The organism is Actinomadura sp. NAK00032, from assembly GCF_013364275.1.
In the GTDB taxonomy this organism is placed as follows: domain Bacteria; phylum Actinomycetota; class Actinomycetes; order Streptosporangiales; family Streptosporangiaceae; genus Spirillospora.
Window position 1 is genome coordinate 4,310,759 of the sequence record NZ_CP054932.1, and the last position, 25,254, is coordinate 4,336,012.

Here is a 25,254-nt window from a genome sequence, read left to right on the forward strand (position 1 = left end):
GCTCAGACCAGGCGACCGCCCTCACCGGCGGTCGTTTTTTCGTGGGCGCCGTCCGGTGGGGGCCCGACATGAGGGGCCACCGCGGTGGAGACCGTCTCACAGCAGCCGCTGACCAGCGAGTTCGTCACGGCCGGGGGCGTACGGGTGACCCGTACCGCCGTCCCGGTCGACTCCGAGCGCAAGTCCGATGTGCTGAACGCCCTCGTCCGCGCCGTGGGGGAGCGGCGCGGCGGCGTGCTCAGCTCCGGCATGGAGTACCCGGGCCGCTACAGCCGCTGGCACATGGCCTACGCCGACCCCTGCCTGGAGATCGTCGCGCGCGGGCGGGCGGTCGCCGTGCGCGCCCTCAACGAGCGCGGGCGGATCGTCCTGCCCGCCGTGGCCGCCGTCCTGCGCGGCACCGGCGAGGTCCGCGCGGACGGGGCGGACCTGTTCGAGGTCTTCGTCCCGCCCGGCGAGGAGTTCTTCCCCGAGGAGGAGCGCAGCCGCCAGCCGACCGTCTTCACCGCCCTGCGCGCCGTCGTCGGCCTGTTCGGCTGCGCCGACCCGCACCTCGGGCTGTACGGCGCGTTCGGCTACGACCTGTCGCTGCAGTTCGAGCCGCTGCGCACCCGGCTGGAGCGGCCGGACGACCAGCGCGACCTCGTCCTGCACCTGGCCGACGAGATGGTCGTCGTGGACCGCAAGCGCGAGACCTCGCACCGGATCTCCTACGAGTTCGAGGTCGGCGGCGAGAGCACGGCGGGGCTGGCGCGGGCCACCGAGCCGACGCCCGTCCGGCCGCGCGCCGCGGAGCTGCCGGCGCAGCCCGTCCCCGGCGTGTACGCGCGGATGGTGCGGGAGGCCAAGGAGAAGTTCGTCCGCGGCGACCTGTTCGAGGTGACGCCGGGCCATGCGATGTACGCTCGGTGCGACGCGCCCGCCGCGTTCTTCGAGCGGCTGCGCGAGACCAACCCGGCCCCGTACGAGTTCCTGTTCAACCTGGGCGACGGCGAGTACCTGGTCGGCGCGTCGCCGGAGATGTTCGTCCGGGTGTCGGGCGACCGCGTCGAGACCTGCCCGATCGCCGGGACGATCAAGCGCGGCGGCGACGCGCTGGAGGACGCCGAGCAGATCCGCGCGATCCTGGCGTCGGCGAAGGACGAGTCCGAGCTGACCATGTGCACCGACGTCGACCGCAACGACAAGTCGCGGGTCTGCGTGCCCGGCAGCGTCCGCGTCCTCGGCCGCCGGCAGATCGAGATGTACTCCCGGCTGATCCACACCGTCGACCACATCGAGGGCCGGCTGCGGCCCGGCTTCGACGCGCTGGACGCGTTCCTCACCCACATGTGGGCGGTCACCGTCACCGGCGCGCCGAAGGCGTGGGCGATGCAGTTCATCGAGGACCACGAGGAGTCGCCGCGCCGCTGGTACGGCGGCGCGGTCGGCTGCGTCGGCTTCGACGGGTCGATGAACACGGGCCTGACCCTGCGGACCGCGCAGATTCGCGACGGCGTCGCCACCGTCCGCGCGGGGGCGACGCTGCTGTACGACTCGGACCCCGACGAGGAGGAGCGCGAGACCCACCTCAAGGCCAGCGCGCTGCTCGGCGCGCTCGCCGCGGTCGAGGACGGCGCCGAGGACGGCGCGCCGGAGGAGGCGCCGCTCGCGGCCCTGCCCGGGGACGGGCTCACGGTGCTGCTCGTCGACCACGAGGACTCGTTCGTCAACACGCTCGCCGACTACTTCCGCCAGCAGGGCGCGGGCGTGGTCACGCTGCGGCACGGGTTCCCGCCGCGGATGCTGGACGAGTACGCCCCCGACCTCGTCGTGCTGTCGCCCGGCCCCGGCCGCCCGGAGGACTTCGGCACCCGCGCGCTGCTGGACGCCCTGGCCGAGCGGGAGCTGCCGGTCTTCGGCGTCTGCCTCGGCCTCCAGGCCATGGTGGAGCACGCGGGCGGGGAGCTGGCGCTGCTGCCCGAGCCGTCCCACGGCAAGCCCGGCCAGGTGAAGGTCACCGGCGGCGGGCTGTTCGAGGGGCTGCCGGACGAGTTCACCGCCGCCCGCTACCACTCGCTGCACGCGACGCCCGACCGGGTGAAGGGGTTCCAGGTGACGGCGCTGACCGGGGACGTGGTGATGGCGATCGAGGACGCGCCGCGGCGGCGCTGGGCGGTCCAGTTCCACCCGGAGTCGATCCTCACCGCGGCGGGCGGAGCCGGGCACCGGATCGTCGCCAACGTGCTCCGGCTCAGCCGTCCCGACGACTGAGGGGCGCCATCCTCTTCCCCGTACAAAACGGAAAATTCGGTCATCCGAAACGGGATTGCCGTTTCTTGGCGTTCTCTCGGGGGACGCCGGAAGCCATGATGACAATCCTGTGGCTCATCGCGGTGATCCTGGTGATCGCCGGCATCTATGTGATCCTCGCCCGCCGCGACCTCCTGTGGGGCATCGTCCTCATCGTGGTCGGGCTCCTCGTCGGCCCCGGCGGCGTGAGCATCTTCACCTGACCGAAAAACCGCACGGCCCGCCCGGAAACCTGACGTCAGGTGTCAGGTTCGCCTGCCAGCATCGTCTCCATGAGCCGTGCACTGACAGGAAAGACCGCACTGGTCGCGGGCGGGACGCGCGGCGCGGGCCGGGGCATCGCCACCGAGCTCGGCGCCGCGGGCGCGACCGTCTACGTGACGGGGCGGACGACCCGCTCCGGGCGGTCGGAGATGGACCGCCCCGAGACCATCGAGGAGACCGCGCAACGGGTGACGGACGCGGGCGGCGAGGGCATCGCCGTCCGCGTCGACCACCTCGACCCGGCGCAGGTCGCCGCGCTCGTGCGCCGCATCGACGCCGAGCGGGGCCGGCTGGACGTCCTGGTCAACGACATCTGGGGGTCGGACCACCTCTTCCAGTTCGGCAAGCGGATGTGGGAGCAGTCCCTGGAGGACGGCCTGCGGATGTTCCGGCTGGCGATCGACACCCACGCCGTCACCAGCCACCACGCCCTCCCGCTGCTGATCCGCGAGCCGGGCGGGCTGGTCGTCGAGGTGACCGACGGCACCGCCGAGTACAACGCGAAGTACCGCCGGGAGTGCGGCTACTTCTACGACATCGCCAAGTCCGCCGTGCTGCGGATGGCCCTCGCCCAGGCCGAGGAGATCGCGCCGTACGGGGCGGCGGCCGTCGCGCTCACGCCCGGATGGCTGCGCTCGGAGGCGATGCTGGAGCACTTCGGCGTCACCGAGGAGACCTGGCGCGACGGCGCCGCCAAGAACCCGCACTTCGCCATCGCCGAGTCGCCCGCCCTGGTGGGCCGCGCCGTCGCGGCGCTGGCCGCCGACCCCGACCGGGCCCGCTGGAACGGGCGGTCGCTCACCAGCGGGGGGCTCGCGCGGGTCTACGGCTTCACCGACGCCGACGGCAGCCGCCCCGACGCGTGGCGCTACATCACCGAGGTCGTGGACGCGGGGCGTCCCGCCGACGTCACCGGCTACCGCTGAGCCTCGCCCTCGTCCTCGAACGGCCCCCGGGGACGTCCCCGGGGCTGTTTGAGGAAGATCTGTCCGGTTATGGCGTGAAGAGGAGAAAGGAGGAGCCATGCCGATGACCGACAAGAGCGGCAAGCCCCGGAAGCAGGAGCTTCCCGGCACGCTCCAGCGCTCTCCCCGGGAGGCCCAGGAGACCTTCGCCAAGGCCCACGACTCCGCGGTCGAGACCTACGGGGAGGGGCAGCGGGCGCACCGCACCGCCTACTCCGCGCTCAAGCACAAGTTCGAGAAGCGCGGCGACCACTGGGAGCCGAAGGGCCGCAAGGGGCCGTCGGACCCGCGGGCCAAGAACCCCGACGCCCGCCGCGGCAAGGGCAGGAGCTTCGGCGGCGTGGACGTCGAGGGCAGCACCAAGAAGGAGCTGTACGACCGCGCCGCCGGCCTCGACGTCCAGGGCCGCTCGACGATGAGCAAGGAGCAGCTGGCCGCGGCGATCGCGCGCAAGCAGGACTAGGCGCCGTACAGCCGCGCCAGCCGCGCGGCGCTGGAGGCCATCCGCTCCCGCAGCTCCGGCGGCGCGAGGACCTCGGCCTCCGGGCCGAGCCGCAGCAGCTCCGACGCCGCGATCTCCGCCGACTCGACCGGCAGCGTCGTCACCACCCAGCCCCGCGCGTCGGGCTCGCCGGCCGCCTCCGCCGCGCGGCGGGCCGCGTGCGGCTCCACCGCGTACCGCAGCAGCCGCATCCCGGCGGGGGAGAGCCGCACGGTAGCCTCCTCGCGCAGCATCGAGCGGACGAACTCCACCGCCGCGCCGCGCCAGTGCGCGGCGAGGTCGAACTCCTCGTCCCGCTCGAAGACCGCGCCGTCCCCCCGGACGGCGGTGACGCGGTCGACCCGGTACGTGCGGTACCCGTCGCCGACCCGCGCGACCAGGTACCAGGTGCCGTTCTTCAGGACGAGCGCGTACGGGTCGGCCGTGCGCACGACCTCGGCGCCCCTGCGGCGGTAGCGCAGCTCGACGGTCTCGTCCTGCCACACCGCGCGGGCCAGCTCGCGCAGCAGCGGCGGCGGGCCGGACTCGCCGAACCAGCCGGGCGCGTCCAGCAGGAACCGCCGGCTCGCCCGCGCGGGCGCGTCCCGCAGCGCGGCGGGCAGCGCCGCGAGGACCTTCAGCTCGGCGGCCGCCAGCGCGCCGCCGCGGCCCATGTCCCCGGCCGGACCGGGCAGCCCGGACAGGAACAGCGCCTCGGCCTCCTCGCGGGTGAGGCCGGTCAGCCGCGTCCGGTACCCGCCGACGAGCCGGTACCCGCCGCCGCGCCCCTGGTCGGCGTAGACCGGGACCCCGGCCGCCGACAGGGCCTCAATGTCCCGGTAGACGGTGCGCTCCGACACCTCCAGCTCGCGCGCCAGCTCGCCCGCCGTCATCGCCTCCCGCGACTGCAGGAGGAGCACCGTCGAGATCAGCCGGGCCGCGCGCACGCGCCCATCCTGCCGCACCGCGGACCCCGCCGGCGGCCCGGGACGGCGTTCCTGACAATTTTCCGGCAGGTTCACCGTCTTCGCCTGTCGGACGGGGCGCGGTCGCTGTTAGCTTCGCCGCGTGACTTCCACCGAGACCACCTCCATCGAGGCGTTCATCGACGCCCTGCCGAAGGTCGAGCTGCACGTCCACCTGGTCGGCTCCGCCTCGGTCCCCACCGTCCTCGAACTCGCCCGCCGCCACCCGGACGGGACCGTTCCCGCGGACGAGCGCGAGCTGCGCGCCTTCTACGAGTTCCGCGACTTCCCGCACTTCGCCGAGGTGTACGAGGCGGTGTCCGGCCTCGTGCGCACCCCGGAGGACGTCGGCACGCTCGTCTTCGGCGTCGCCCGCGACCTCGCCGCGCAGAACGTCCGCTACGTCGAGCTGACCGTCACGCCCTACACCCACCAGCGGGCCGGGATGCCGATGCCCGCGGTGACCGAGGCCCTCGACCACGCCGTCCGCGAGGCCCGCGAGAGGCTCGGCGTCCGCGTCGCCTACATCTTCGACATCCCCGGCGAGTTCGGCGCCGACGGCGCCCGCGGCACCCTGGAGCACGCGCTCTCCCACCCGCCGGAGGCGCTCGTCGGGTTCGGGATCGGCGGCATCGAGCAGATGCGCACCCCGCACCGGGACGCGTTCCGCGACGCGTTCGCCGCCGCCCGCAACGCCGGGCTGCGCAGCCTCCCGCACGCCGGCGAGATGACCGGCCCGGAGACGATCTGGGAGGCGATCGAGGGCCTCGGCGCCGAGCGCATCGGCCACGGCACCAGCTGCGTGCGGGACCCGCGCCTCATCGCCCACCTGCGCGAGACGCAGCTGCCGCTGGAGGTGTGCCCCACCTCCAACCTCCGCACGGGCCAGGTCGCCGACCTGGCCGCCCACCCCATGCCGCGGATGCTGGAGGAGGGCCTGTTCGTCACGCTGAACAGCGACGACCCGCCGATGTTCGACACGACCCTGACCGGCGAGTACCGCGTCGCCGCCGAGGTGTTCGGGCTGGGGCCCGCCGACCTGGCGGCGCTGGCCCGCAACGCGGTCGCCGCCTCCTCGCTCGGCGCGGCCGACCGCAAGGCGATCACCGACGACATCGACGCCCTGCTGTGACCGCCGGGCGCTAGCCCCAGGCCATGCGCCGCCACGGGCTGCCGGGGTCCTCGGCGAGGACGCGGTGGCCGGCGAGGGAGCGGTCGTACCACTCGCCGAACTCGCCCTCGTCGAACCGCAGCATCCGGCCGAGGACGTACCCGGCGGAGAACGACCCCCACGACGGGTAGACCTGGTGGGCCCGGTGCCCGGCGGTGAGGACGCGCTTCTCCGCCTCGTCGGCGTCGCAGTACCCGGCGGCCAGGCCCCAGCGGGCCATGTTCACCGCGCGGCCGAAGTCGTAGCCGTACACGCTCTCGACCCGCCCGTCGGGCGGGAGCAGGCCGTCCGCGCGGAACCGCGCCTCGTACCGCAGGACCGTGCCCGCCAGCTCGACGACCTCCCGGACGGTCTCCTCCGCGATGTCGCGCTCGCGGCACCAGGCGGTGATCGCGGCGCGCCACTCCCGCTCCCCGGTGCCCCGGCCGCGCTGGTCGAGCACCATCTGGATCGCCGGGTCGCTGTTGCGGGCGTCGAGCAGCCCGTCCATCTGCTCGCGCCAGCCGTCGGCGTCGGTGACGCCCCAGTCGCGTTCGAGCAGCTCCTTGTCGCCGGGCTGGCCGCGCAGGGCGTTCCAGGCGGTCCCGTTCCCGACGGCCAGGTGCGCGCCGACGGCGAGCGCCGCCGCGAGCCGCCCCCACGGCGCGCTGTCCGGGTCGGTGACGAGGACGTCGTGGTCGCGGTCGGGCCGCCGCTCGGCGTCGGCGAGCAGCGCGGCGACCTGCCGGTGGCCGTCGCCGCCCGGCGGCATCTGCGCGAGCAGTTCGCGCAGGGGCCGCAGCGCGTCCCGGGGCCCGGCGTCCTTGAGGATCAGCCGGGCCGCGTGCACGCCGGCGGCGCCGGACCGCTTCGCGTCGTGCAGCGCCCCGAACGCCGACATCGCGGCCCAGGCCCGCCGCGCCGCCTCGCCGGTCCGCCCCGCGGCCGCGAGGACGTGCGCGGCCTGCGCGTCCAGCCCCGCCCGCACCTCCGCCGGCAGCGACGCGGCGCCCCGGTCCAGCGTGTCGACGACGCGCTGCGCCTTCGCCACGTCGCCCGCCGCGGCGAGGGCCCGCGCGTACCGCGCCCGCACCGCCGCCGCGGCCGGCCAGTCGCCGCGCGCCTCCATCGCCCCGGCGGCCTCCGCGAACGCGGCCGCGGCCTCCCCGGCCCGCCCCTGCCGCTCGAACTTGCGCGCGCGCTCCAGCAGAGCGCCGGGATCCCCCTGAACCATCATCAAACCCTCCGCCCCGAACCGTACCGGTCCCGGCCGTCGCGGAGGGGCCGTCCCAGGTCGCGGCGGCACCGGCGGGGTGGTTTCCTAAGAGGCGATGCAAACGACCGGTGGGGGGATACGAGAGTGAAGAGCGTCGAGCCCGAGGTGTTCCTCGTCGCGAAGCCCGAACTGGACTACGACGAGGTCGCCCGGTACCTGCGGGACGTGGGCGGCGAGAGCTGGCTGGAGCGGCTCGACCGCGGCGACCTCGACGCGGAGCTGAACGACCCGCAGAACCTCGCCGAGTTCGCGGGCCGGCTCTGCTACCGCTCCTGGGAGCCGGGCCTCAACCCCAACGTGACCAAGATCCGCACCGATTCGGGCCAGTACCTGCAGAACATTCTGCGCAGCCTGCACGGCTCGGTGCTGGAGCACGTCAGCTTCAGCTTCGTCCTGCACAACGTGAGCCGCGTGCTGACCCACGAGCTCGTCCGGCACCGCCCCGGCGTGGCGATCTCGCAGGAGTCGCTCCGGTTCGTCCGGCTCCAGGACATCCCGTTCTGGTTCCCCGAGTGGGCCCGCGAGGACCCCGAGCTGATGAAGCGCGCCACGGCGATGCTGGAGCAGATGGAGGAGTTCCAGGGCTGGATGGCCGGGCACTTCGGCCTCGACGACGAGGGCGTGCCGTTCAAGGAGAAGAAGCACAAGACCTCGTTCATGCGCCGCTTCGCCCCCGAGGGCGTCGGCACCGGCCTGGTCTGGACGGCCAACGTCCGCACCCTGCGGCACACCCTGGAGAACCGCACCGCGCCGGGCGCCGAGGAGGAGATCCGGCTGCTGTTCGGCAAGATCGGCGAGGTGATGCGCGCGGAGGCCCCGGACCTGTTCGGCGACTACGTCGTCGAGGACGGCTCGTGGATCCCCGAGTGGCGGAAGGTCTGACTCCGCCCAGGGGCCGCTGAGGCCGGGTCTAGGCGCGCGGCGGACGCTGCGGCATTATTGGACGGTATGTCTGACATCATGATTCCCGCGGGTGCGCGGGAGGTGCCGGGGTACCTCGCCGTTCCCGAGGGGGAGGGGCCCTGGCCGGGCGTCGTCATCGTCTTCGAGGCGATGGGCGCCAACGCGGACATGCGCGCCCAGGCCGACCGGTTCGCCGCGCGGGGGTACCTGGCCGTCCTGCCGGACCTCTACAACGGGGCGCCGTGGGTGCGGTGCGTCGGCAAGGCGATGCGCGACATGCGCGCGCAGCGCGGGCCCACCTACGACGCCATCGAGGCGTCCCGGGCGTGGCTCGCCGGGCGGGACGACTGCACCGGCGACGTCGGCGTGTGCGGGTTCTGCATGGGCGGCGGGTTCGCGCTGGTGGCGGCCGCGAAGTACGACTTCAAGGCCGCCGCCGCGAACTACGGCATCCTGCCGCGCCGGCCGGCGGAGTCGCTGCGCGGCGCGTGCCCGGTCGTCGGCAGCTACGGCGCCGCCGACCCGACGCTGCGCGGCGCGGCGGGGAAGCTGGAGCGCGCCCTGATGAGCGCCGGCGTCCCGCACGACGTGAAGGAGTACCCGGGCACCGGGCACTCCTTCCTCACCGGGTTCGCCCCGCCCGCGCCGCTCGGCCCGGTCGCGAAGATCGTCTTCGGACTCGGCAGGGGGCGGGAGAACGCCGCCGACGGGTGGGAGCGGATCTTCGCCTTCTTCGGCGAGTACCTCACTAAAAAATCTACAACGTAAAGGCGCCGGGCGGCCGAGCCGGCGGTCAGGGGCGCAGGACGGCCTGGGTCTGGGTCACCTGGGCGACGCGGCGGCCGGTGCCGTCGTGGAGGTCGGTCTGGACGACGATCGACGTGCGCCCGGCGTGCAGCGGGCGCGCGACGCCCGTGACGCGGCCCTCCCTGACCCCGCGGAAGAAGTTCGTCTTGGACTCCAGCGTCGTCGTGGAGGTGTCCGGCGGCAGGTTCAGGAACGCGCAGGCGGCGCCCAGGGTGTCGGCGAGCGCCATGAGGGCGCCGCCGTGCATGACGCCGCCGGCGGTGCAGCGTTCGGGGGCCCAGTCCAGCCGGCCGGTGACCTCCTCGGGCCCGGCGGTGTCGATGCGCACGCCCAGAGCGCGGGCGAAGGGCATGGCGTCGGTCAGCTGGTCAGGGGTCATGGGGCCTCCTCGGTGAGCGTGTCGGGTCCACCCTGGTCCCGGGCCGTCGCGGCGTCCATTACCCGGGACGTAATCGCGGGCGTGACCGGGCGGCCGGTAGCGTCCGGGGCGTGACGACGGCGTTGAGTGACATGCGACCCATCGGGGACCAGCTGCGCGCCTGGCGGCAGCGGCGCCGGCTCAGCCAGCTGGAGCTGGCGTCGGAGGCGGACGTGTCGACCCGGCACCTCAGCTTCGTGGAGACCGGGCGCTCCGCGCCGAGCCGTGAGATGGTGCTGCGGCTCGCCGAGCACCTGGACGTGCCGCTGCGCGACCGCAACCTGCTGCTGGTGGCGGCGGGCTTCGCGCCGGTGTTCGACGAGACGCCGATCGAGGAGCCGAGGATGGACGCGGTCCGGGCGGCGCTGAAGCAGGTGCTGGCCGGGCACGAGCCGTACCCGGCGGTGGTCGTCGACCGGTTCTGGAACCTCATCGACGCCAACGGCGCCGCCGCGCTGTTCATGGAGGGGGCGCCGCCGGAGCTGCTGGAGCCGCCGCTGAACGTGCTGCGGCTGAGCATGCACCCGGACGGGATGGCGAAGAACATCCTGAACCTCGCCGAGTGGCGCGCCCACATGATCGACCGGGTGCGGCGGCACGTCGCGCTGACCGCGGACGCGGCGCTGACCGAGCTCTACCGGGAGCTGCGGAGCTTCCCGGGGGACGTCGGGGAGGCGATCGCGCCGCCTGCCGGCCACGAGGTGTTCGTCCCGCTGCGGATGCGGTTCGACGGCCGGGAGCTGTCCTTCTTCAGCACGATCGCGACGTTCGGCACGCCGGTCGACATCACGGTCGCGGAACTGGCGATCGAGTCGTTCTATCCGGCGGACGCGCCGACGACGGAGTACCTGCGAGAGCGGGCGGGCTGGTGACCGGCCCGCCGCGCGCGGGCAGGTCGTGGTGCACGCGGGGCGCCGGCACGCCGAGCCGCCGCAGCGCGGCGGCCGCGGCCCGCACGAGCGGGGCGGGCCCCGCGACGTAGGCGGTGTGGTCGCGGACGCAGTCCAGCAGGCCGGGCAGGACGTCCTGCACGTGGCCGGTCAGCGCGCCGGGGCCCGCCGAGCGCGACAGGACGGGGACGACCCGCAGCCGCGCGGATGCCGCCTCCAGCCGGCGCAGGTCGGGCAGGTCGTAGAGGTGGTCGGCGGTGCGCGCGGCGACCAGGAGGCGGACGTCGCGGCCCGACCCGGCGGCCTGCTCGGCCAGCGCCTTCACGGGGGCGAGGCCGGTGCCGCCGCCGATCAGGAGCAGGTCGCGGCCGGGGTCGGGGTCGAGGGTCATCTCGCCCTCGGCCGGGCCGAGCAGCACGGTGTCGCCGGGGGCGGTGGCCCGGACCAGCGCGCCGCTCACCCAGCCGCCGGGGCGGGCCCGGACGTGCAGGCGCAGCGTGCCGTCCGGCCGGGGCGCGTTGGCGATCGAGTAGGGCCGCCACAGCCGGGGCCAGCGGGCGGTCTGCACGCTGACGTGCTGCCCGGCGGCGAAGGGCAGCGCCCGCTCGGGGCGCAGGGTGAGCACCGCGAGGTCGGGGGCGCGGCGGTCGTGGGCGGTGACCTCGGCGGCCCACCACGGCGGGGACTGCGCCGCGTCCCGCTCGGCGGCGCCGATCATGGCCTCGGCGGCACGCGTGTAGGCGGCGGTCCAGGCGGCCTCGGCGGCGGGCGTCCAGCAGTCGGCGGCGAAGACCCGCAGCGTGGCGGTGAGCGCGGCGCCGACGGCGGCGTAGTGCTCGGGCCGGACCCCGTACTTGCGGTGGCCGCGGCCGAGCCGGCACAGGTGGGCGGCGAGGCCGGCGGGGTCGTCCGGGCCGCGCACGATCCGGGCGAGCGCGTGGAAGAACCGGTCGTGCTGATGGCCCATCGCGGGCGGGAACAGGGCGCGCAGCTGCGGCTCGGCCGCGAAGAGGCGGCCGTAGAAATAGCTCGTCGCGCCCGCCGGGTCGGCTTCGAGGCGGGCGAAGCAGTCGGCGGCGGTGCGGGGTTCCGGTGGCATGTCCGGGCTCACTCCCTGGCCTTCGGGCCTGGCACCGGCGGTCGCGGCGGGTCCGGGTGCCCGGCTGGGTGAGATTCTCTCGCCGAACGCGGTGCGTACTCAACCGGGCGGTCGAGCGGGGGCACCCTCCGCTGCGCAGTGTGAGCGCTCATGTGGCCGCGGTGACCGGTGGAGCTTCTGAATGAGCACGGATACTGATCGGTATCGGCGGATGGCGTGGCCGGGCCGCGGCGGCCGGTGCGGCGGTGGAGGAGGAAAGCACTCCCCGGTGGAAGATCGGCCGCGCGGCGGCGATCTGACCGCTTCGGACTGCGCGGAACCGCCGCCTGCGGCAAGCTGGCCGGGGAGAAGGCCGGGGGCGGGACGGCGCGAGGGGGCGGGTGCGGCGAGCACCCGTGCGCGCCGGTCCGGTGGCCAGTGCTCAGCAGAGGGGGAACACGCATGTCAGAGGCCGTCCGCGGGGCCCGGGGCCCCGCCACCGGTGCCGGCGGCCCGCCGGTCATCGGGATCACCACCTACCAGGAGCCGGCCCGCTGGGGGACCTGGGTGCGCGAGGCCGCGCTGCTGCCGGCGCCGTACGCGCGCTCGGTCGAGCGGGCCGGCGGCGTCCCGGTGCTGCTGCCCCCGGCCGCGACCCTGCGCGGGGTCGATCTGCTCATGGGCCGGCTGGACGGGATCGTGCTGGCCGGCGGCGGCGACGTCGACCCCGAGCTCTACGGCGCCGCCCGGCACCACGAGACGGGACCGCCGCAGCCGCAGCGCGACCGGTTCGAGCTGGCGCTCGTCCGCGCGGCCGTGTCCGCGGACCTGCCGTTCCTGGCGATCTGCCGGGGCATGCAGGTGCTGAACGTCGCGCGGGGCGGCGCGCTCATCCAGCACCTGCCGGAGGCCGTCGGCCACAGCGGGCACGCGGCGCAGGCCGGCCTGGTCGGCTCGCACCCGGTGCGGATCAGCCCGGCCAGCCGGATCGGCGAGATCCTCGGCGACGCGGCGGAGGTCCCGACCTACCACCACCAGGCGGTCGGGCGGCTCGGCAAGGGGCTGTCGGCCGTGGCGTGGGCCGAGGACCAGGTGGTGGAGGCCATCGAGCTGCAGGGCCACCGCTTCGGCCTCGCCGTGCAGTGGCATCCCGAGGAGGGCGAGGACAAGCGCCTGTTCGAGGCCCTGGTCGCGGAGGCCGCGGGCCGCTGAACCGGGATTGGCGTCCCGGTTGCGGGGGAAGGCGATCCGGTGGAAACCGCCGCAGACCCACGGGGAGGCCGCCGCATGCCCGTCCATCCGCAGACCGCGAGCTTCCTGGAGCTGCTGGCCTCCTGGACGGCCCCGCCCGCCGGCGCCGGGGACGGGGCCGAGCCCACGATCGCGCAGATGCGGGAGCGGATCGGCGCGGCGTTCCCGGTCGAGCGGCGGGAGCTGCCCTATGTCCGCGACATCGCGGTGCCCGGCCCGGGCGGCCCGGTGCCGGTGCGGCTGTACCGCCCGGTGCCGCTCGCGCGCGGGCCGCTGCCCGCGGTGGTGTACCTGCACGGCGGCGGCTGGGTGCTCGGCGGCGTCGACAACGTGGACGCCGCGTGCCGCGACCTCGCGCACGCCGCCGGATGCGCCGTCCTGAGCGTCGGGTACCGGCTGGCGCCCGAGCACCCGTTCCCCGCGGCCGTGGAGGACGCGTGGGCCGTCGTCGCGGCCGCGGCGGGGGAGCCGGGCCGCCGCGGGGCCGCGCTCGCCCGGCACGGGATCGCGCCCGGCGCGGTGGCGGTGGCGGGCGACAGCGCCGGCGGCAACATCGCCGCCGCCGCCGCGCTGCTGGCCCGCGACCGCGGGCTGCCGCTCGCCCACCAGCTGCTGGTCTACCCGGTGACCGACACGGCGATGGACACCCCGAGCTGGCGGGAGTACGGGTCCGGGTACGGGCTGGACGCGGGCACCCTCGCCCGGTTCATGGACCTGTACCGGGGCGGCGCCGACCCGGCGGACTTCCGGCTGGCGCCGCTGCGCGCGCCGGACCTGTCGGGCGCGGCGCCCGCCACCGTCATCACCGCCGAGTGCGACATCCTGCGCGACGAGGCGGAGGCGTACGCCCGGCGGCTCGCGGCGGCCGGGGTGCCGGTCGAGCTGCGCCGCTACGACGGCGTCGTGCACTCCTTCTTCCTGCTGCCGGAGATCTTCGACGCCGGTGCCGAGGCGATGGCGTTCGCTGTGCGACGATTGCGCGCGGCATTCGGTGATCGCGAGCGGGAGGGCGGCGCGCCATGTACGACGGGTACGAGCGGCTGAGGATCGACTGGGCCGCGGACGGGGTGCTGCGCGTCACGATCAGCACGCCGGGCAAGCTCAACGCGGTCGACACCGTGGGGCACCGCGAGCTGGCGGAGATCTGGCGGGACGCCGACGCCGACGACGCGGTCCGCGCGATCCTGGTGCGCGGCGAGGGGACGGCGTTCTCCGCCGGCGGCGACATCGCCATGATCGAGGAGATGATGGCCGACCACGCCGCGCGCCGCCGGATCATGCGCGAGGCCCGCGACATCGTGATGAACGTGCTGAACTGCTCCAAGCCGGTGGTCAGCGCCGTGCAGGGCCCGGCGGTGGGCGCGGGGCTGGCGGTGGCGCTGCTGGCCGACATCTCGGTCGCCGGCCGCACCGCGAAGATCATCGACGGGCACGTGCGGCTGGGCGTGGCGGCGGGCGACCACGCGGCGATCGTGTGGCCGCTGCTGTGCGGGCTGGCGAAGGCCAAGTACTACCTGCTGCTCAACGACGTCCTGACCGGCGAGGAGGCCGAGCGGATCGGCCTGGTGTCGCTGTGCGTGGACGACGCGGAGGTGCACGACCGCGCGCTGGAGATCGCCGGGCGGCTCGCCGCCGGGCCCGCCGAGGCGCTGTCGCTGACCAAGCACGCGCTGAACAACTGGCTGCGGCTCGCGGGCCCGACGTTCGACGCGTCGCTGGCGATGGAGTTCTTCGGGTTCACCGGCCCGGACGTGCGGGAGGGCGTCGCGGCGATCCGCGAGAAGCGCCCGCCCAGGTTCGGCTGAGGCGGAGCCGGTCCGCCCGGGGTCAGCCGAAGCGCTCGGCGAGGGCGCCGAGGCCGGTCGCGTAGATGCCCTGCGCGAGCGTCTTGGTCATCGCCTCCTCGTCGGCGGCGTCCGCGGAGAACTCGGCCCGCCACTCGACGAACGCGTGGCCGGTGGCGGTGACGGGGGCGACGCGCAGCTCGGCGCGGCAGTCGCGCACCGGCAGCGGGCACTCCAGGATCTCGTACCGGTAGCCGCGGCCGGCGTCGTCCAGCGCGGTGAGCCGCTCGCGGAACACCGTCTCGCCGGGGCCGATCAGCCGGCGGACGCAGCCGACGCGGTCGCCGGGTCCGCCGTCCTCGATCACGCCGGTCTGCACGCCGGGCATCCAGTCGGCGAGGTTGCCGAAGTCCCGCAGGTAGGACCAGACCTCGTCGGCGGTGCTGGCGAACACGGCGCTGGCGTAGGACCGGGGCATGGGCTCTCCTCATGGTGGGCGGACCCTCATGCTGGCCCGGCCGCTGTGACGCGGGCAACACCTCGACCGTGCCGAATCCGATCCGGCACGATCGGGCGCATGCTGCTCGGGGCCCTCGCCCACCGCGGCGCAGCCTGGTACCACCGCGGCCTAGTACGACTTGGGCAGGCCGAGCTCGTGCTGCGCGATGTGGGCGAGGACGAGCTCCTCCGCGACCGGGATGTTCTTGGCGATGCGGGCGTCGCGGAACATCCGGGCGATCGGGTACTCCATCGAGTACGCCATCCCGCCGTAGGTCTGGAAGGCGCGGTCGGCCGCCTGCCAGGCCGCGTCCGCCGCGGTCAGCTTGGCGATGTTGGCCTCCGAGCCGCAGGGCCGGCCGCGGTCCCACAGCCAGGCGGCCTTGTAGGTCATCAGCCGCGCCAGCTCCAGCTGCGCCTTGGCCCTGGCGAGCGGGAACGCGATGGCCTGGTTGGTCCCGATCGGCTTGCCGAACGGGGCCCGGTCGGTCGCGTACTCGCAGGCGAGCTTGAGCACCAGCCCCCCGGACCCGACGCCGCCCGCCGCGGCGAGGATGCGCTCGGGGTTGAGGATGTCCCACAGCACGAGGAACCCCTGGTCGGGCTCGCCGAGGACGCGCTCGGCCGGGACGCGCACCTCGTCCAGGAACACCATGCTGGACGCGACGGTGTTGGTGCCGAGCTTGGGGATGGGCTGGTAGGTGAGCGTGCCGTCGGCGACGGCCTGCTTGACGTCCACCAGCAGGACGGTGAACCCGGCGGTGCGGGGCCGGGCCTCGGCGGCCGGGATCGTCCGGGTGACCAGGACGAGGAGGTCGGCGCGCTCGACGCCGGAGATCCAGATCTTCTGGCCGCTCACCACGAAGTGGTCGCCGTCGCGGCGGGCCTGGGTGGAGATGTCGATCGCGTTGCTGCCCGCGTCCGGCTCGGTGATGGCGAAGCAGGTCTCGAGCTCCCCGGCGGCGATCCCCGGCAGGAGCTCGCGCTTCTGCGCGTCGGTCCCGTGCCGGTCGATCGTGAGCCCGCCGAACGCGGGGGTCAGCAGGTACATGAACGACGCGGCGCCGCCCGCGCCGCCCTCGGCCAGCGCCTCCAGCGCGACGGCCAGCTCCAGCAGCCCCTGGCCCCCGCCGCCGTACTCCTCGGGGACCGCCAGCGCGTGCCAGCCGCCGGCCACCAGCTCCCGCCAGACCTCCTCCGGCCACCGCTTGTCCGCGTCGCAGCGGCCCCAGTAGTCCTGGTCGTACTTCCCGGCGATCGCCAGCACGCCCTCGCGCACCGCGGCCGCGCTCTCCGGCAGGTCGAAGTCCACCGCGCCTCCCTCAATTCGCGTCCGCACCACGGTAGCCGATTTCAGTAAGTGGTCACTGACGCGGGGGGTGCGGTCATTGAAGCGCGCCGCACCGGGTAGGCGAACCGGCGGACACCGATTCGGGAGGGGGCGCCCATGCGGCCGCGCGACAGGTGGATGCTGGCCGGCGGACGGTGGAGCCAGGGCACCGGGCAGGACGCGTACACGATGACCGATCCGGCGACCGGCGAGCCGCTGGGGGTGGTGGCCGTGTCCGCGCCCGCGGACGTGGCCGCGGCCGTCGCGGCGGCCTGCGACGCCGCCCCCGGCTGGGCCGCCACCCCGGCCGCCGACCGCGGCGCGGCCCTGCACGCCGCCGCGCGGGCGGTGGAGGAGCGGGTGGACGAGCTGGCCGCGCTGGTGACCGCCGAGATGGGCAAGCCGTCCGGCGACGCGCTCGGCGGCGTCGAGGCCGGCATCGCGACGCTGCGCCAGTACGCCGAGCTCGGCCCGCTGCACGGCGGCCGCAGCCTCCAGGGCGGCTGGCGGGCCGCCGACTTCATGGTCCGCGAACCGCGCGGCGTCGTCGCCGTGATCACCCCGTGGAACGACCCGGTCGCCATCGCCTGCGGCCTGATCGGCGCCGCGCTGGCCACCGGCAACACCGTCGTGCACAAGCCCTCCGAGCGGACCCCGCACACCGGCGCCATGCTCGCCGAACTGCTCGACGACCGCCTGCCCGACGGCGTCCTCAACATGGTGACCGGGGACGGCGCGACGGGCGAGGCCCTCGCCGGCCACCCGGACACCGACGTCGTCGCGCACGTCGGCTCCACCGCCGCCGGCCGCCGCGTCGCCGAACTGGCCCTGCGCACCGGCGCCCGCACCCTGCTGGAGAACGGCGGCTGCGACCCGCTGGTCGTGGACGGCGACGTCGACCCCGGGTGGGCCGCCGAGCAGGCCGCCCTCGGCTGCTTCGCCAACGCCGGCCAGATCTGCACGTCCGTCGAGCGGGTCTACGTCCACGAGGCCGTCGCCGAACCCTTCCTGGAGGCCCTCGCCGACCGGGCCCGCGCCCTGCGGATGGGGCCGGGCGCGGAGGTGAGCACCGAGCTCGGGCCGCTCGTCGACGAGCGGCACCGCACCCACGTCCACCAGCAGGTGGAGAAGGCGATCGCGGACGGCGCGCGCGCCCTGACCGGCGCGCGGATCCCGGACGGGCCCGGCGCGTTCTACCCGGCCACGGTCCTCGCCGGCTGCGCCGACCACATGCCGATCATGGCCGAGGAGGTGTTCGGGCCGGTCGCGCCCGTCCGCACCGTGGCCTCCTTCGACCACGCCCTGGACGCCGCGCGCCGCTCCCGGCACGGCCTCGCCGCGACCGTCCTCACCCGGGACATGGCGCACGCGCAGGCGGCCTGGCGCACCCTGAACGTCGGCACGGTGAAGATCAACGCCGTGTTCGGCGGCGCCCCGGGCGGCGCCGCCGAACCGCGCCGCGGCAGCGGCCGCGGTTTCGGCTACGGCCCCGAGCTGCTCGACGAGATGACGAAGGTGAAGGCCGTCCACGTCCAGACCGACGTCCCCTGACCGCCTCCGGCCCTGACGCCGCTCAGCCCTTGACGGTCAGCAGCGGCCGCAGCTCCGCGACCGGCGACGCGACGCCGCCGCCCGCCAGGCTCGACACGACCGGGCCGATGTCCTTGTACGCCCACGGCGCCTCCTGCTTCAGGTCGCGCCGCCACGCCGCCATCACGTCGCGCCTGCGCGCGGTCAGCGGGTCGCGGTGGTCCAGCGGCGTCACGACCCGGAACTCGCGCAGGAAGGCGTCGAGCTCGGCGTCCCCGCCCCGCGCCGACGCCCCGCGCGGGACCCGGCGCCCGGCGCCGTGGCAGGCGCTGGCCAGCGTGCGCGGGTTCCCGTGCCCGCGCAGGACGAAGCTGGACGCCCCCATCGACCCCGGCACGATGACCGGTTCGCCCCACATCGCGTAGGGGCCGCCGGCCATCTCGGCGTGGCCGCCCGCCGGGGTGGCGCCCTTGCGGTGCACGAACCGGTCGCCGTCCCGCCAGAACAGGTTGTGGGGCGCGTCGTACAGCGGCCGCGCCTGCGGGTCCCCGCACTCGGCCGCCAGGCCCGCGCGCATCGCCAGCGACAGGAAGTAGCGGTTGCCGGCCGCGAAGTTGGCGGCGTTGCCGAACGCGTCCAGGTACCGGCGGCGGGCGGGCTCGGACCGCTCGTCCAGCAGGAAGGGCAGGACGCCGTTGCGGGGCCGGGGCAGCTCGGCCGGCCACCCGGCGCGCAGCGCGTCCAGGGCGGTGGCGTTGGCCTGGTGGCCGAGCGACAGCGAGCCGCTGTGCACCATCGTGACGACCGTGCCGGGGGCCAGGCCCCAGGCGTGCGCGGCGGCGGGGTCGTGCACCTCGGCCACGTACTGCAGCTCGGCGAAGTGGTTGCCGCCGCCGATCCCGCCGATGACGCTGTCGTGGCTCGCGCCGCCCGCGCTGCCGATCCAGTCGGCGAACGCCGCGGCCGTCGCCGCCGGATGCGCGCACGCGTGCGCGCGGTCCAGGGCGTCGTCGGCGTCCTCCGGCCGGAAGCCCCGCCACGGGGTGCCGCCCGCAAGCAGCAGGCCGGGCAGGCCGTCGCGCAGCAGCGCCTCCCGCTGGACGGGGGTGAGCGCGATGCCGCGGCCGCCCTCGAAGAACAGATGCCGCAGCCGCCGCTCCAGCGCGTCCAGCCGGGCCCGGACGCGGCCGGCGCGCAGCGCGGTGACCTCCAGCCGCATGCCGCAGTTGACGTCGCTGCCGACCGCCTGCGGCAGCAGCGCGTGCTCGGTCTCCAGGACGGTCCCGATCGGAATCCCGGCGCCCTTGTGGAAGTCGGGGGTGAGGGCGGCGCGGGTGACGCGCGGCTCCGGCCCGGTGTAGCCGGGGGTGGCCTCGGCGAGCCGCTCGAGCGTCCCGGCGGTCTCCAGCAGGGCCAGCGCCTCGGTGACGGCGGCGGGTTCGAGCGGGACGCCGGCCCCGGCGCAGATCTCGACGGGGACGCCCCGCGGGTTGGGGAGGGTGAGCCAGTGCTCGCCCGAGCGGGCGAGACGGGCGTCTTGACGTGCGGACACGGTACATCCTTCAGGGCTGCTGGGAGCGCGCGCCGGCGCGCGGAAAGGAGCCGTCCGCGCGGAGGGCGCGACGGCGGGGGAGCGGGCGGGGCCGCTCGTCCTCGGGTTCAGCAGCCGCGAGGAGGATCCGACGGTAGCGCGGGGTCAGCCGCCCGGGCCACCGGTTTTCGCGGGGACGGACAGGTAGCGGGCCACCAGCCGGGCCACGAAGTGCGCGAACTCCTCCGGCGGGCCGGACGGCAGCATGATGTGGCTCATCGTCAGCCGCACCGCCGCGTCGGCGACCTCGGTGAGCGCGTCGCGGTCCAGATGCGGCCAGTGCCGCAGCGCGTGCTCGGCGATGCGGGCGCTGGCGGCGAACACCACCGGCTCGGCCTGCGTGGTGAGCAGCGGCAGCATCTCGTCGCCGCCCGCGCCGGTCAGCACCGCCTTCTTCAGCTGGTCGTCCGCCGAGGTCTCCAGCGTGTACATCACGGCGGCGACCACCGCGGAGTACACGTCGTCGTGCCGGGACAGCGCCGCGTCGACGCCGTCGAGGTAGCGCTCGTTGTCGCGGACCACGACCGCCTGGGCCAGCCCCCACTTGTCGCCGAACTCGTTGTAGACGGTCTGCCGGCTCACCCCGGCGGCCTCGGCGACGTCCCGCATGCGGACGGCCCGGTAGCCGCGCTCGACCAGCAGCCCGGCGGCGGCGTCGAGCAGGGACTCGCGCACGGTGCGTCCGGCGGTGCCCATGGTGTCGTCGTTCCTCCGGGTGCTGGTCGGGCCACCATTATCGCGCGCCGCCGGGCGGCCCGGCCATCCAGCCGCCCCGCATCGCCGTGCGCCCCCCCACTCGCCCGCGCCGCCGCGCGGGCGGCTCTCTAGAGTGAGGGCCCATCGGCGCAGGCGAGGTGAGGAGGCCGGGTGGGCGGGATCCTTGTGGCCAACCGGGGGGAGATCGCGCTGCGGGTCGTGCGGGCCGCGGCCGAGCTGGGCCTGCGGACGGTCGCCGTCCGCACCCGCGACGACGCGGCCTCGGCGCACACCCGGCGCGCCGACGAGGTGCGGGCGCTGCCCGGCGAGGGCGTCGCCGGCTACCTCGACGCGGACGCGCTCATCGCCGCCGCCGCGGACGCCGGGGCCGCCGCCGTCCACCCCGGCTACGGCTTCCTGAGCGAGAACGCCGCCTTCGCCGCGGGCTGTGCCGCGGCCGGGCTCACGTTCGTCGGCCCGCGCCCCGAACTGCTGGAGCTGTTCGGCGACAAGGCGCGGGCGCGCGACCTGGCCCGCGCCGCGGGCGTGCCCGTGGCGCCGGGCACCGGCGGCGCCGTGGACCTCGCGGGCGCCGAGGCGTTCGCGCGCGAGCACGGGCCCGTGATGCTGAAGGCGCTCGCGGGCGGCGGCGGGCGCGGCATGCGCGTCGTCGCGGACCCGGCCGAGATGGCCGCCGCGTACGAGCGGTGCCGGTCGGAGGCGCTCGCCGCGTTCGGCTCCGGCGAGCTGTACGCGGAGAAGTACGTGCCGCGCGCCCGCCACATCGAGGTGCAGGTCGCCGGGGACGGGACGGGCGCCGTCACCCACCTGTGGGAGCGCGACTGCAGCGTCCAGCGGCGCCACCAGAAGCTGATCGAGGTCGCGCCCGCGCCCGCGCTGCCCGCCGGGACGCGGGACGCGCTGCTGGACGCGGCGCTGCGGATGGCCGCCCGCGTCCGCTACGAGAGCCTCGGCACGTTCGAGTTCCTCGTCGCGGGCGCGGAGTTCTGGTTCCTGGAGGCCAACCCCCGGCTGCAGGTCGAGCACACCGTCACCGAGGAGATCACCGGCGTCGACCTGGTGAAGGCCCAGATCCGGCTCGCGCTGGGGGAGGACCTGGCGGGCGTGGGCCTGGCGGCGCCGCCGGCGGCGTCCGGCTGCGCCGTCCAGGTGCGGGTCAACACCGAGACGATCGGCCCGGACGGCGCGCCGCACCCCCGCGCCGGGACGCTCACCGCGTTCGCGCCGCCGTCCGGGCCCGGCGTCCGCGTCGACACCTGCGGCTACGCCGGGTACCGGACGAGCCTGCGCTACGACCCGCTGCTCGCCAAGGTGATCGCCCGCGCGGAGGACCTGCCGTCCGCCGCCGCGCGGGCGCACGGGGCGCTCGGCGAGTTCGAGGTCGCGGGCGTGTCCACGAGCATCCCGCTGCTCCAGGGCGTCCTGCGGCACCCGGAGTTCACCGCCGGCCGGGCCGACACCTCCTTCGTCGGCGGCCACCTGGCCGAACTGCTGGACAGCGAGCACCGCCGCTACCACCCCGAGACCGCCGCGCACGCCGCCGAGCCGGAGGCCGCCGCCGTGCCGGACGCGCCGCCCGGCACGGTCGCCGTCCCCGCGCCGATGCAGGGGACGGTCGTGAGCGTCGAGGCCGCCGAGGGCGACCTGGTGCGGGCCGGGGCTCCGGTGGTGATCCTCGAGGCGATGAAGATGGAGCACGTCGTCCGCGCGGGCGAGGCGGGCGTGGTCCGGATGCTGGCCGCCGCCCCCGGGGACACGGTCGCCGAGGGCGCGCCGCTGCTGTTCACCGAACCCGCCGACGCCGGCGGCGACCACGCCGCCGAGGAGGACGAGGCCGACCTCGACGCGATCCGCGCCGACCTCGCCGAGACGCTTCGCCGGCACGCGATCGGGCTCGACGCCGCGCGGCCCGAGGCCGTCGCCAAGCGGCACGCGCGCGGCCACCGCACCGCCCGCGAGAACATCGCCGACCTGTGCGACCCCGGCACGTTCGTCGAGTACGGCGCCCTCGCGATCGCCGCGCAGCGGCAGCGCCGCTCCCTGGACGAGCTCATCGAGCGCACCCCGGCCGACGGCATGGTGTGCGGCATCGGGGACGTGGACGGCGCGCAGGCCGTCGTCATGTCCTACGACTACACGGTCCTGGCCGGGACTCAGGGCCACCAGAACCACCGCAAGACCGACCGGATGCTCGACATCGCCCACCGCCGCCGCCTCCCGCTGGTGCTGTTCGCCGAGGGCGGCGGGGGACGGCCCGGCGACACCGACACCTCCACCGTGTCCGGCCTGGACGTGACGACCTTCCACGCCATGGGGCGGCTCAGCGGCGTCGTCCCGTCCGTGGGGATCGCGTCCGGGCGCTGCTTCGCCGGGAACGCGGCCCTGCTCGGCTGCTGCGACGCCATCATCGCCACCCGCGACGCCAACATCGGCATGGGCGGCCCCGCGATGATCGAGGGCGGCGGGCTCGGCGTGTTCGCGCCGGAGGAGATCGGCCCGATCGCCGACCAGGAGCCCAACGGGGTCGTCGACATCGTCGTGGACGACGAGGCCGCGGCGGTGGACGCCGCCCGCCGCTACCTGTCGTACTTCCAGGGCCCGCGCGAGGAGTGGGAGTGCGGCGACCAGCGCGCCCTGCGGCACCTCGTCCCCGAGAACCGGATGCGCGCCTACGACGTCCGCTGCGCCGCCGGGCACCTCGCCGACACCGGGTCGCTGCTGGAGCTGCGCCGCGCGTTCGGCGTCGGGATCATCACCGCGCTGGTGCGGATCGAGGGCCGCCCGATGGGCCTCATCGCCAGCAACCCCGCGCACCTCGGCGGCGCCATCGACCGCGACGCCGCCGACAAGGCCGCCCGGTTCCTGCAGCTGTGCGACGCGCACGGCCTGCCCGTGGTGTCGCTGTGCGACACCCCCGGCTTCATGGTCGGCCCGGACGCCGAGCGCACCGCGACCGTCCGGCACTTCGGCCGGCTGTTCGTCATCGGCGCCAACCTGCGCGTCCCGGTGATCACGATCGTGCTCCGCAAGGGCTACGGGCTCGGCGCGCAGGCCATGGCGGGCGGCGGGTTCAAGGCGCCGCTCGCGACCGTCGCCTGGCCCACCGGCGAGATCGGCGGCATGGGGCTGGAGGGCGCCGTCCGGCTCGGGTTCCGCAAGGAGCTGGAGGCCGCCGAGGACCCGGAGGCCCTGTTCGAGCAGATGGTCGCCGCCGCCTACGAGTACGGCAAGGCGCTGCACGCGGCCACGGTGTTCGAGCTGGACGACGTCATCGACCCCGCCGACACCCGCCGCTGGATCACCGCGGTGCTCGCCGGAGCGCCGCCCGTGCCGGACCGTCCCCGGCCGTGGATCGACACATGGTGACCGGCCGGCCGGCGCGGTAGGCGTCCCGCACCAGCGGGTCGGCGCGGACCTCCGCGGGCGCGCCCGCCGCGATCACCCGGCCGCCGTCCAGGACGTGCAGGACGTCGCAGACGCCCAGCACCGGTTCCAGCTCCCGCCCGGCCACCAGCACCGCGAGCCCCTCGGCGGCCAGGTCGCGCAGCAGCACCTCCAGAGCGCGCGCGTACCGCACCGGCAGGCCGTCCCAGGGCTCGTCCAGCAGCAGCACCGCCGGTTCGGCGGTCAGGGCCCGCGCCAGGTCGGCCAGCAGCGCGACGCCGGGCGGGGCCTCCCGCGCGCACCGGTCGGCGTACTCGGCGATGCCGACCCGGGCGAGGACCTCGTCGGCACGCGGCCCCGCGTCGCGGCGGGCGTCCAGCCGGCGCCGCCACCGGTCGCGCGCCGTCCGGCCGGCGACCTCCGCGGTCAGCGCGTGCCGCGCGGCGGCGGCCCGCACCGCCTCCCGGACGGTGCGGGAGCCGGCGCCTCCGGGCCGCCGGGCGGCGCGGGCGATGCCGCGCCGGGCCCGCTCGCGCGCGGCACTGCCGGTCAGGTCGGCGTCGCCGAGGTGGACGGTGCCCGCCGCGGGGCGCCGCAGCCCGGCGATCACCTCGCACAGCGTCGTCTTGCCCGCGCCGTCCGGGCCGATCAGCCCGGTGACGGCGCCGGGCGGCGCGGTGAGCCCGGCGCCGTCCACGGCCGTCACCGCGCCGAACCGCACCGTGACGTCGCGGACGCGGAGCCCCGCTGGAGCGGTCATGCCCATCCGCACCTCGGCTCACTGTGATGTGGATCACTGGCGGATCCACACCCTACTGACGCGCGCGGGCGGCGGCAACGCCCTCGCGGTCAGGGCGCGGGCGGCTCCAGCCGGTCCCGCGTCCACTCCTTGACGCCCGCGACGAACGCGTCGACGTCGGCGGCCTTGCCGGAGGCCATCTCGTCGAACCAGTCCGGCACGTACTGCTCGAACTTCCCGGTCTCCAGCGCGGCCAGGACGGCGTCGGCGACCCGCTCCGGCGGGAGCGCGTCGGACACGTCGCTCAGCGGCGGCTCGTTGCCGGGCAGCGTGAACAGCTCGGTCCCGGCGATGAGCGCGGGCTGGACCAGATGGACCTGCACGCCCGTGCCGTCGAGATCGACCGCCATGCTCTCCCAGAACGCCGTCAGCGCCGCCTTGGACGCCCCGTAGGCGCCCTCGTGCGGCGGCCCGAGCCGCGCGGCGACCGACCCGACCGCCACCAGGTGCCCGTGCCCGCGCGCGACCATGCCGGGCAGCAGCGCCAGTGTGAGCCGTACCGGGGAGGCGTAGTTGAGCAGCATCACCTCCTCGGCCTCGGCGGGCGCGAGGTCCTGGACGCGGCGGCGCTTCGGCATCCCCGCGTTGTTCACCAGCACGTCCACGCCGCCGAGCTCGCGCTCGGCGGCCGCCGCCAGCTCGGCGATCCCGTCGAGGTCGGCGAGGTCGGCGGTCCACATCGCCGAGTCGGGGGAGTGCTCGCGGCAGCGCGCGAGCACCTGCTCGAGCGCGTCCTTGCGGCGCGCCACCAGGCCGACGCGGGCGCCGGCGGCGGCGAGCGCCTCCGCGACGACCGCGCCGATGCCGGACGAGGCCCCCGTGACCAACGCGGACCGTCCCGTCAGCGTCACCTGTCCCGTCGAAGTCACCATGGCGCCCAA

General features: G+C 75.6%; 23 protein-coding genes. 13 read left to right on the forward strand and 10 right to left on the reverse strand.

Features of this window, described 5'->3' with window-relative positions:
- The first annotated feature begins 84 nt into the window (after positions 1–84).
- The 4 genes from HUT06_RS20010 (at position 85) to HUT06_RS20025 (ending at position 3,984) form a co-directional block, all read left to right on the forward strand.
- Positions 85–2,253, forward strand: coding sequence for an anthranilate synthase component I (locus tag HUT06_RS20010; protein ID WP_176197132.1), 2,169 nt, complete (start codon positions 85–87; stop codon positions 2,251–2,253).
- A 95-nt stretch (positions 2,254–2,348) separates the two neighbouring features.
- Positions 2,349–2,495: a GPGG-motif small membrane protein gene (locus tag HUT06_RS20015; protein WP_165959128.1), complete on the forward strand. Its 147-nt coding sequence runs from the start codon at positions 2,349–2,351 to the stop codon at positions 2,493–2,495.
- Positions 2,496–2,564: 69 nt separating this feature from the next.
- Entirely contained in the window at positions 2,565–3,482 is a 918-nt protein-coding gene (locus HUT06_RS20020; RefSeq protein WP_176197133.1) for an SDR family oxidoreductase, read from the forward strand.
- Positions 3,483–3,579: 97 nt separating this feature from the next.
- Positions 3,580–3,984: a ChaB family protein gene (locus tag HUT06_RS20025; RefSeq protein ID WP_176197134.1), complete on the forward strand. Its 405-nt coding sequence runs from the start codon at positions 3,580–3,582 to the stop codon at positions 3,982–3,984.
- On the opposite strand, the gene HUT06_RS20030 is transcribed toward HUT06_RS20025, so the two are convergent.
- Positions 3,981–4,949, reverse strand: coding sequence for a YafY family protein (locus HUT06_RS20030; RefSeq protein WP_176197135.1), 969 nt, complete (start codon positions 4,947–4,949; stop codon positions 3,981–3,983). The two genes, HUT06_RS20025 and HUT06_RS20030, sit on opposite strands and share 4 nt — an antisense overlap.
- 121 nt (positions 4,950–5,070) lie before the next feature.
- On the opposite strand from HUT06_RS20030, the gene add reads away from it, so the two are divergent.
- The gene (gene add, locus HUT06_RS20035) at positions 5,071–6,099 is read left to right on the forward strand and encodes an adenosine deaminase (RefSeq protein ID WP_217711354.1); all 1,029 of its coding nucleotides are present in this window, start codon (positions 5,071–5,073) and stop codon (positions 6,097–6,099) included.
- A 10-nt stretch (positions 6,100–6,109) separates the two neighbouring features.
- Here the strand turns inward: add and HUT06_RS20040 are convergent, their stop codons facing one another.
- Positions 6,110–7,354: a DUF1266 domain-containing protein gene (locus HUT06_RS20040; RefSeq protein WP_176197136.1), complete on the reverse strand. Its 1,245-nt coding sequence runs from the start codon at positions 7,352–7,354 to the stop codon at positions 6,110–6,112.
- Between the two features lie 123 nt (positions 7,355–7,477).
- Between HUT06_RS20040 and thyX the strand changes: the two genes are divergently transcribed.
- Both thyX and HUT06_RS20050 read left to right on the forward strand, forming a co-directional pair.
- The gene (thyX, locus tag HUT06_RS20045) at positions 7,478–8,275 is read left to right on the forward strand and encodes an FAD-dependent thymidylate synthase (RefSeq protein WP_176197137.1); all 798 of its coding nucleotides are present in this window, start codon (positions 7,478–7,480) and stop codon (positions 8,273–8,275) included.
- Positions 8,276–8,341: 66 nt separating this feature from the next.
- On the forward strand, positions 8,342–9,064 hold the full coding sequence (locus tag HUT06_RS20050) for a dienelactone hydrolase family protein (RefSeq protein ID WP_176197138.1): 723 nt from the start codon (positions 8,342–8,344) through the stop codon (positions 9,062–9,064).
- Between the two features lie 25 nt (positions 9,065–9,089).
- Here the strand turns inward: HUT06_RS20050 and HUT06_RS20055 are convergent, their stop codons facing one another.
- Positions 9,090–9,482 (reverse strand): PaaI family thioesterase, encoded by a 393-nt coding sequence (locus tag HUT06_RS20055; RefSeq protein WP_176197139.1) that lies wholly within the window; start codon positions 9,480–9,482, stop codon positions 9,090–9,092.
- A gap of 131 nt (positions 9,483–9,613) precedes the next feature.
- Between HUT06_RS20055 and HUT06_RS20060 the strand changes: the two genes are divergently transcribed.
- Positions 9,614–10,393, forward strand: a complete 780-nt coding sequence (locus HUT06_RS20060; RefSeq protein ID WP_176197140.1) for a helix-turn-helix domain-containing protein — start codon at positions 9,614–9,616, stop codon at positions 10,391–10,393.
- Here the strand turns inward: HUT06_RS20060 and HUT06_RS20065 are convergent.
- Complete coding sequence (locus HUT06_RS20065) at positions 10,308–11,510, reverse strand: globin domain-containing protein (protein ID WP_176197141.1); 1,203 nt, start codon at positions 11,508–11,510, stop codon at positions 10,308–10,310. The two genes, HUT06_RS20060 and HUT06_RS20065, sit on opposite strands and share 86 nt — an antisense overlap.
- Before the next feature lie 441 nt (positions 11,511–11,951).
- Here HUT06_RS20065 and HUT06_RS20070 point away from each other — a divergent pair, with 441 nt between their 5' ends.
- The 3 genes from HUT06_RS20070 (at position 11,952) to HUT06_RS20080 (ending at position 14,545) form a co-directional block, all read left to right on the forward strand.
- The gene (locus tag HUT06_RS20070; protein ID WP_176197142.1) at positions 11,952–12,701 is read left to right on the forward strand and encodes a gamma-glutamyl-gamma-aminobutyrate hydrolase family protein; all 750 of its coding nucleotides are present in this window, start codon (positions 11,952–11,954) and stop codon (positions 12,699–12,701) included.
- A gap of 75 nt (positions 12,702–12,776) precedes the next feature.
- A complete protein-coding gene (locus HUT06_RS20075) occupies positions 12,777–13,784 on the forward strand; it encodes an alpha/beta hydrolase (RefSeq protein ID WP_176197143.1) in 1,008 nt (335 codons plus the stop codon).
- Entirely contained in the window at positions 13,760–14,545 is a 786-nt protein-coding gene (locus tag HUT06_RS20080; protein ID WP_176197144.1) for an enoyl-CoA hydratase/isomerase family protein, read from the forward strand. The genes HUT06_RS20075 and HUT06_RS20080 overlap by 25 nt, the downstream gene beginning before the upstream one ends.
- Before the next feature lie 22 nt (positions 14,546–14,567).
- On the opposite strand, the gene HUT06_RS20085 is transcribed toward HUT06_RS20080, so the two are convergent.
- Both HUT06_RS20085 and HUT06_RS20090 read right to left on the reverse strand, forming a co-directional pair.
- Positions 14,568–15,002, reverse strand: a complete 435-nt coding sequence (locus HUT06_RS20085) for an SRPBCC family protein (RefSeq protein WP_176197145.1) — start codon at positions 15,000–15,002, stop codon at positions 14,568–14,570.
- A gap of 150 nt (positions 15,003–15,152) precedes the next feature.
- Positions 15,153–16,334, reverse strand: coding sequence for an acyl-CoA dehydrogenase family protein (locus HUT06_RS20090; protein WP_176197146.1), 1,182 nt, complete (start codon positions 16,332–16,334; stop codon positions 15,153–15,155).
- 135 nt (positions 16,335–16,469) lie between these two features.
- On the opposite strand from HUT06_RS20090, the gene HUT06_RS20095 reads away from it, so the two are divergent.
- Positions 16,470–17,903 (forward strand): aldehyde dehydrogenase, encoded by a 1,434-nt coding sequence (locus HUT06_RS20095; protein ID WP_217711355.1) that lies wholly within the window; start codon positions 16,470–16,472, stop codon positions 17,901–17,903.
- Positions 17,904–17,925: 22 nt separating this feature from the next.
- Here HUT06_RS20095 and HUT06_RS20100 read toward each other — a convergent pair whose 3' ends face one another.
- Positions 17,926–19,434, reverse strand: coding sequence for an RtcB family protein (locus tag HUT06_RS20100; RefSeq protein ID WP_176197147.1), 1,509 nt, complete (start codon positions 19,432–19,434; stop codon positions 17,926–17,928).
- Between the two features lie 144 nt (positions 19,435–19,578).
- On the reverse strand, positions 19,579–20,169 hold the full coding sequence (locus tag HUT06_RS20105) for a TetR family transcriptional regulator (protein ID WP_176197148.1): 591 nt from the start codon (positions 20,167–20,169) through the stop codon (positions 19,579–19,581).
- Between the two features lie 171 nt (positions 20,170–20,340).
- Here HUT06_RS20105 and HUT06_RS20110 point away from each other — a divergent pair, with 171 nt between their 5' ends.
- On the forward strand, positions 20,341–23,556 hold the full coding sequence (locus tag HUT06_RS20110) for a carboxyl transferase domain-containing protein (RefSeq protein ID WP_176197149.1): 3,216 nt from the start codon (positions 20,341–20,343) through the stop codon (positions 23,554–23,556).
- On the opposite strand, the gene HUT06_RS45250 is transcribed toward HUT06_RS20110, so the two are convergent.
- Together HUT06_RS45250 and HUT06_RS20120 are read right to left on the reverse strand one after the other, a co-directional pair.
- Complete coding sequence (locus tag HUT06_RS45250) at positions 23,489–24,334, reverse strand: ATP-binding cassette domain-containing protein (RefSeq protein WP_302931816.1); 846 nt, start codon at positions 24,332–24,334, stop codon at positions 23,489–23,491. The genes HUT06_RS20110 and HUT06_RS45250 overlap by 68 nt on opposite strands.
- An 89-nt stretch (positions 24,335–24,423) precedes the next feature.
- Positions 24,424–25,245 carry an SDR family oxidoreductase gene (locus HUT06_RS20120; RefSeq protein ID WP_176197150.1) on the reverse strand — a complete coding sequence of 274 codons (822 nt, stop codon included), beginning with the start codon at positions 25,243–25,245 and terminating at the stop codon, positions 24,424–24,426.
- Positions 25,246–25,254 lie beyond the last annotated feature (9 nt).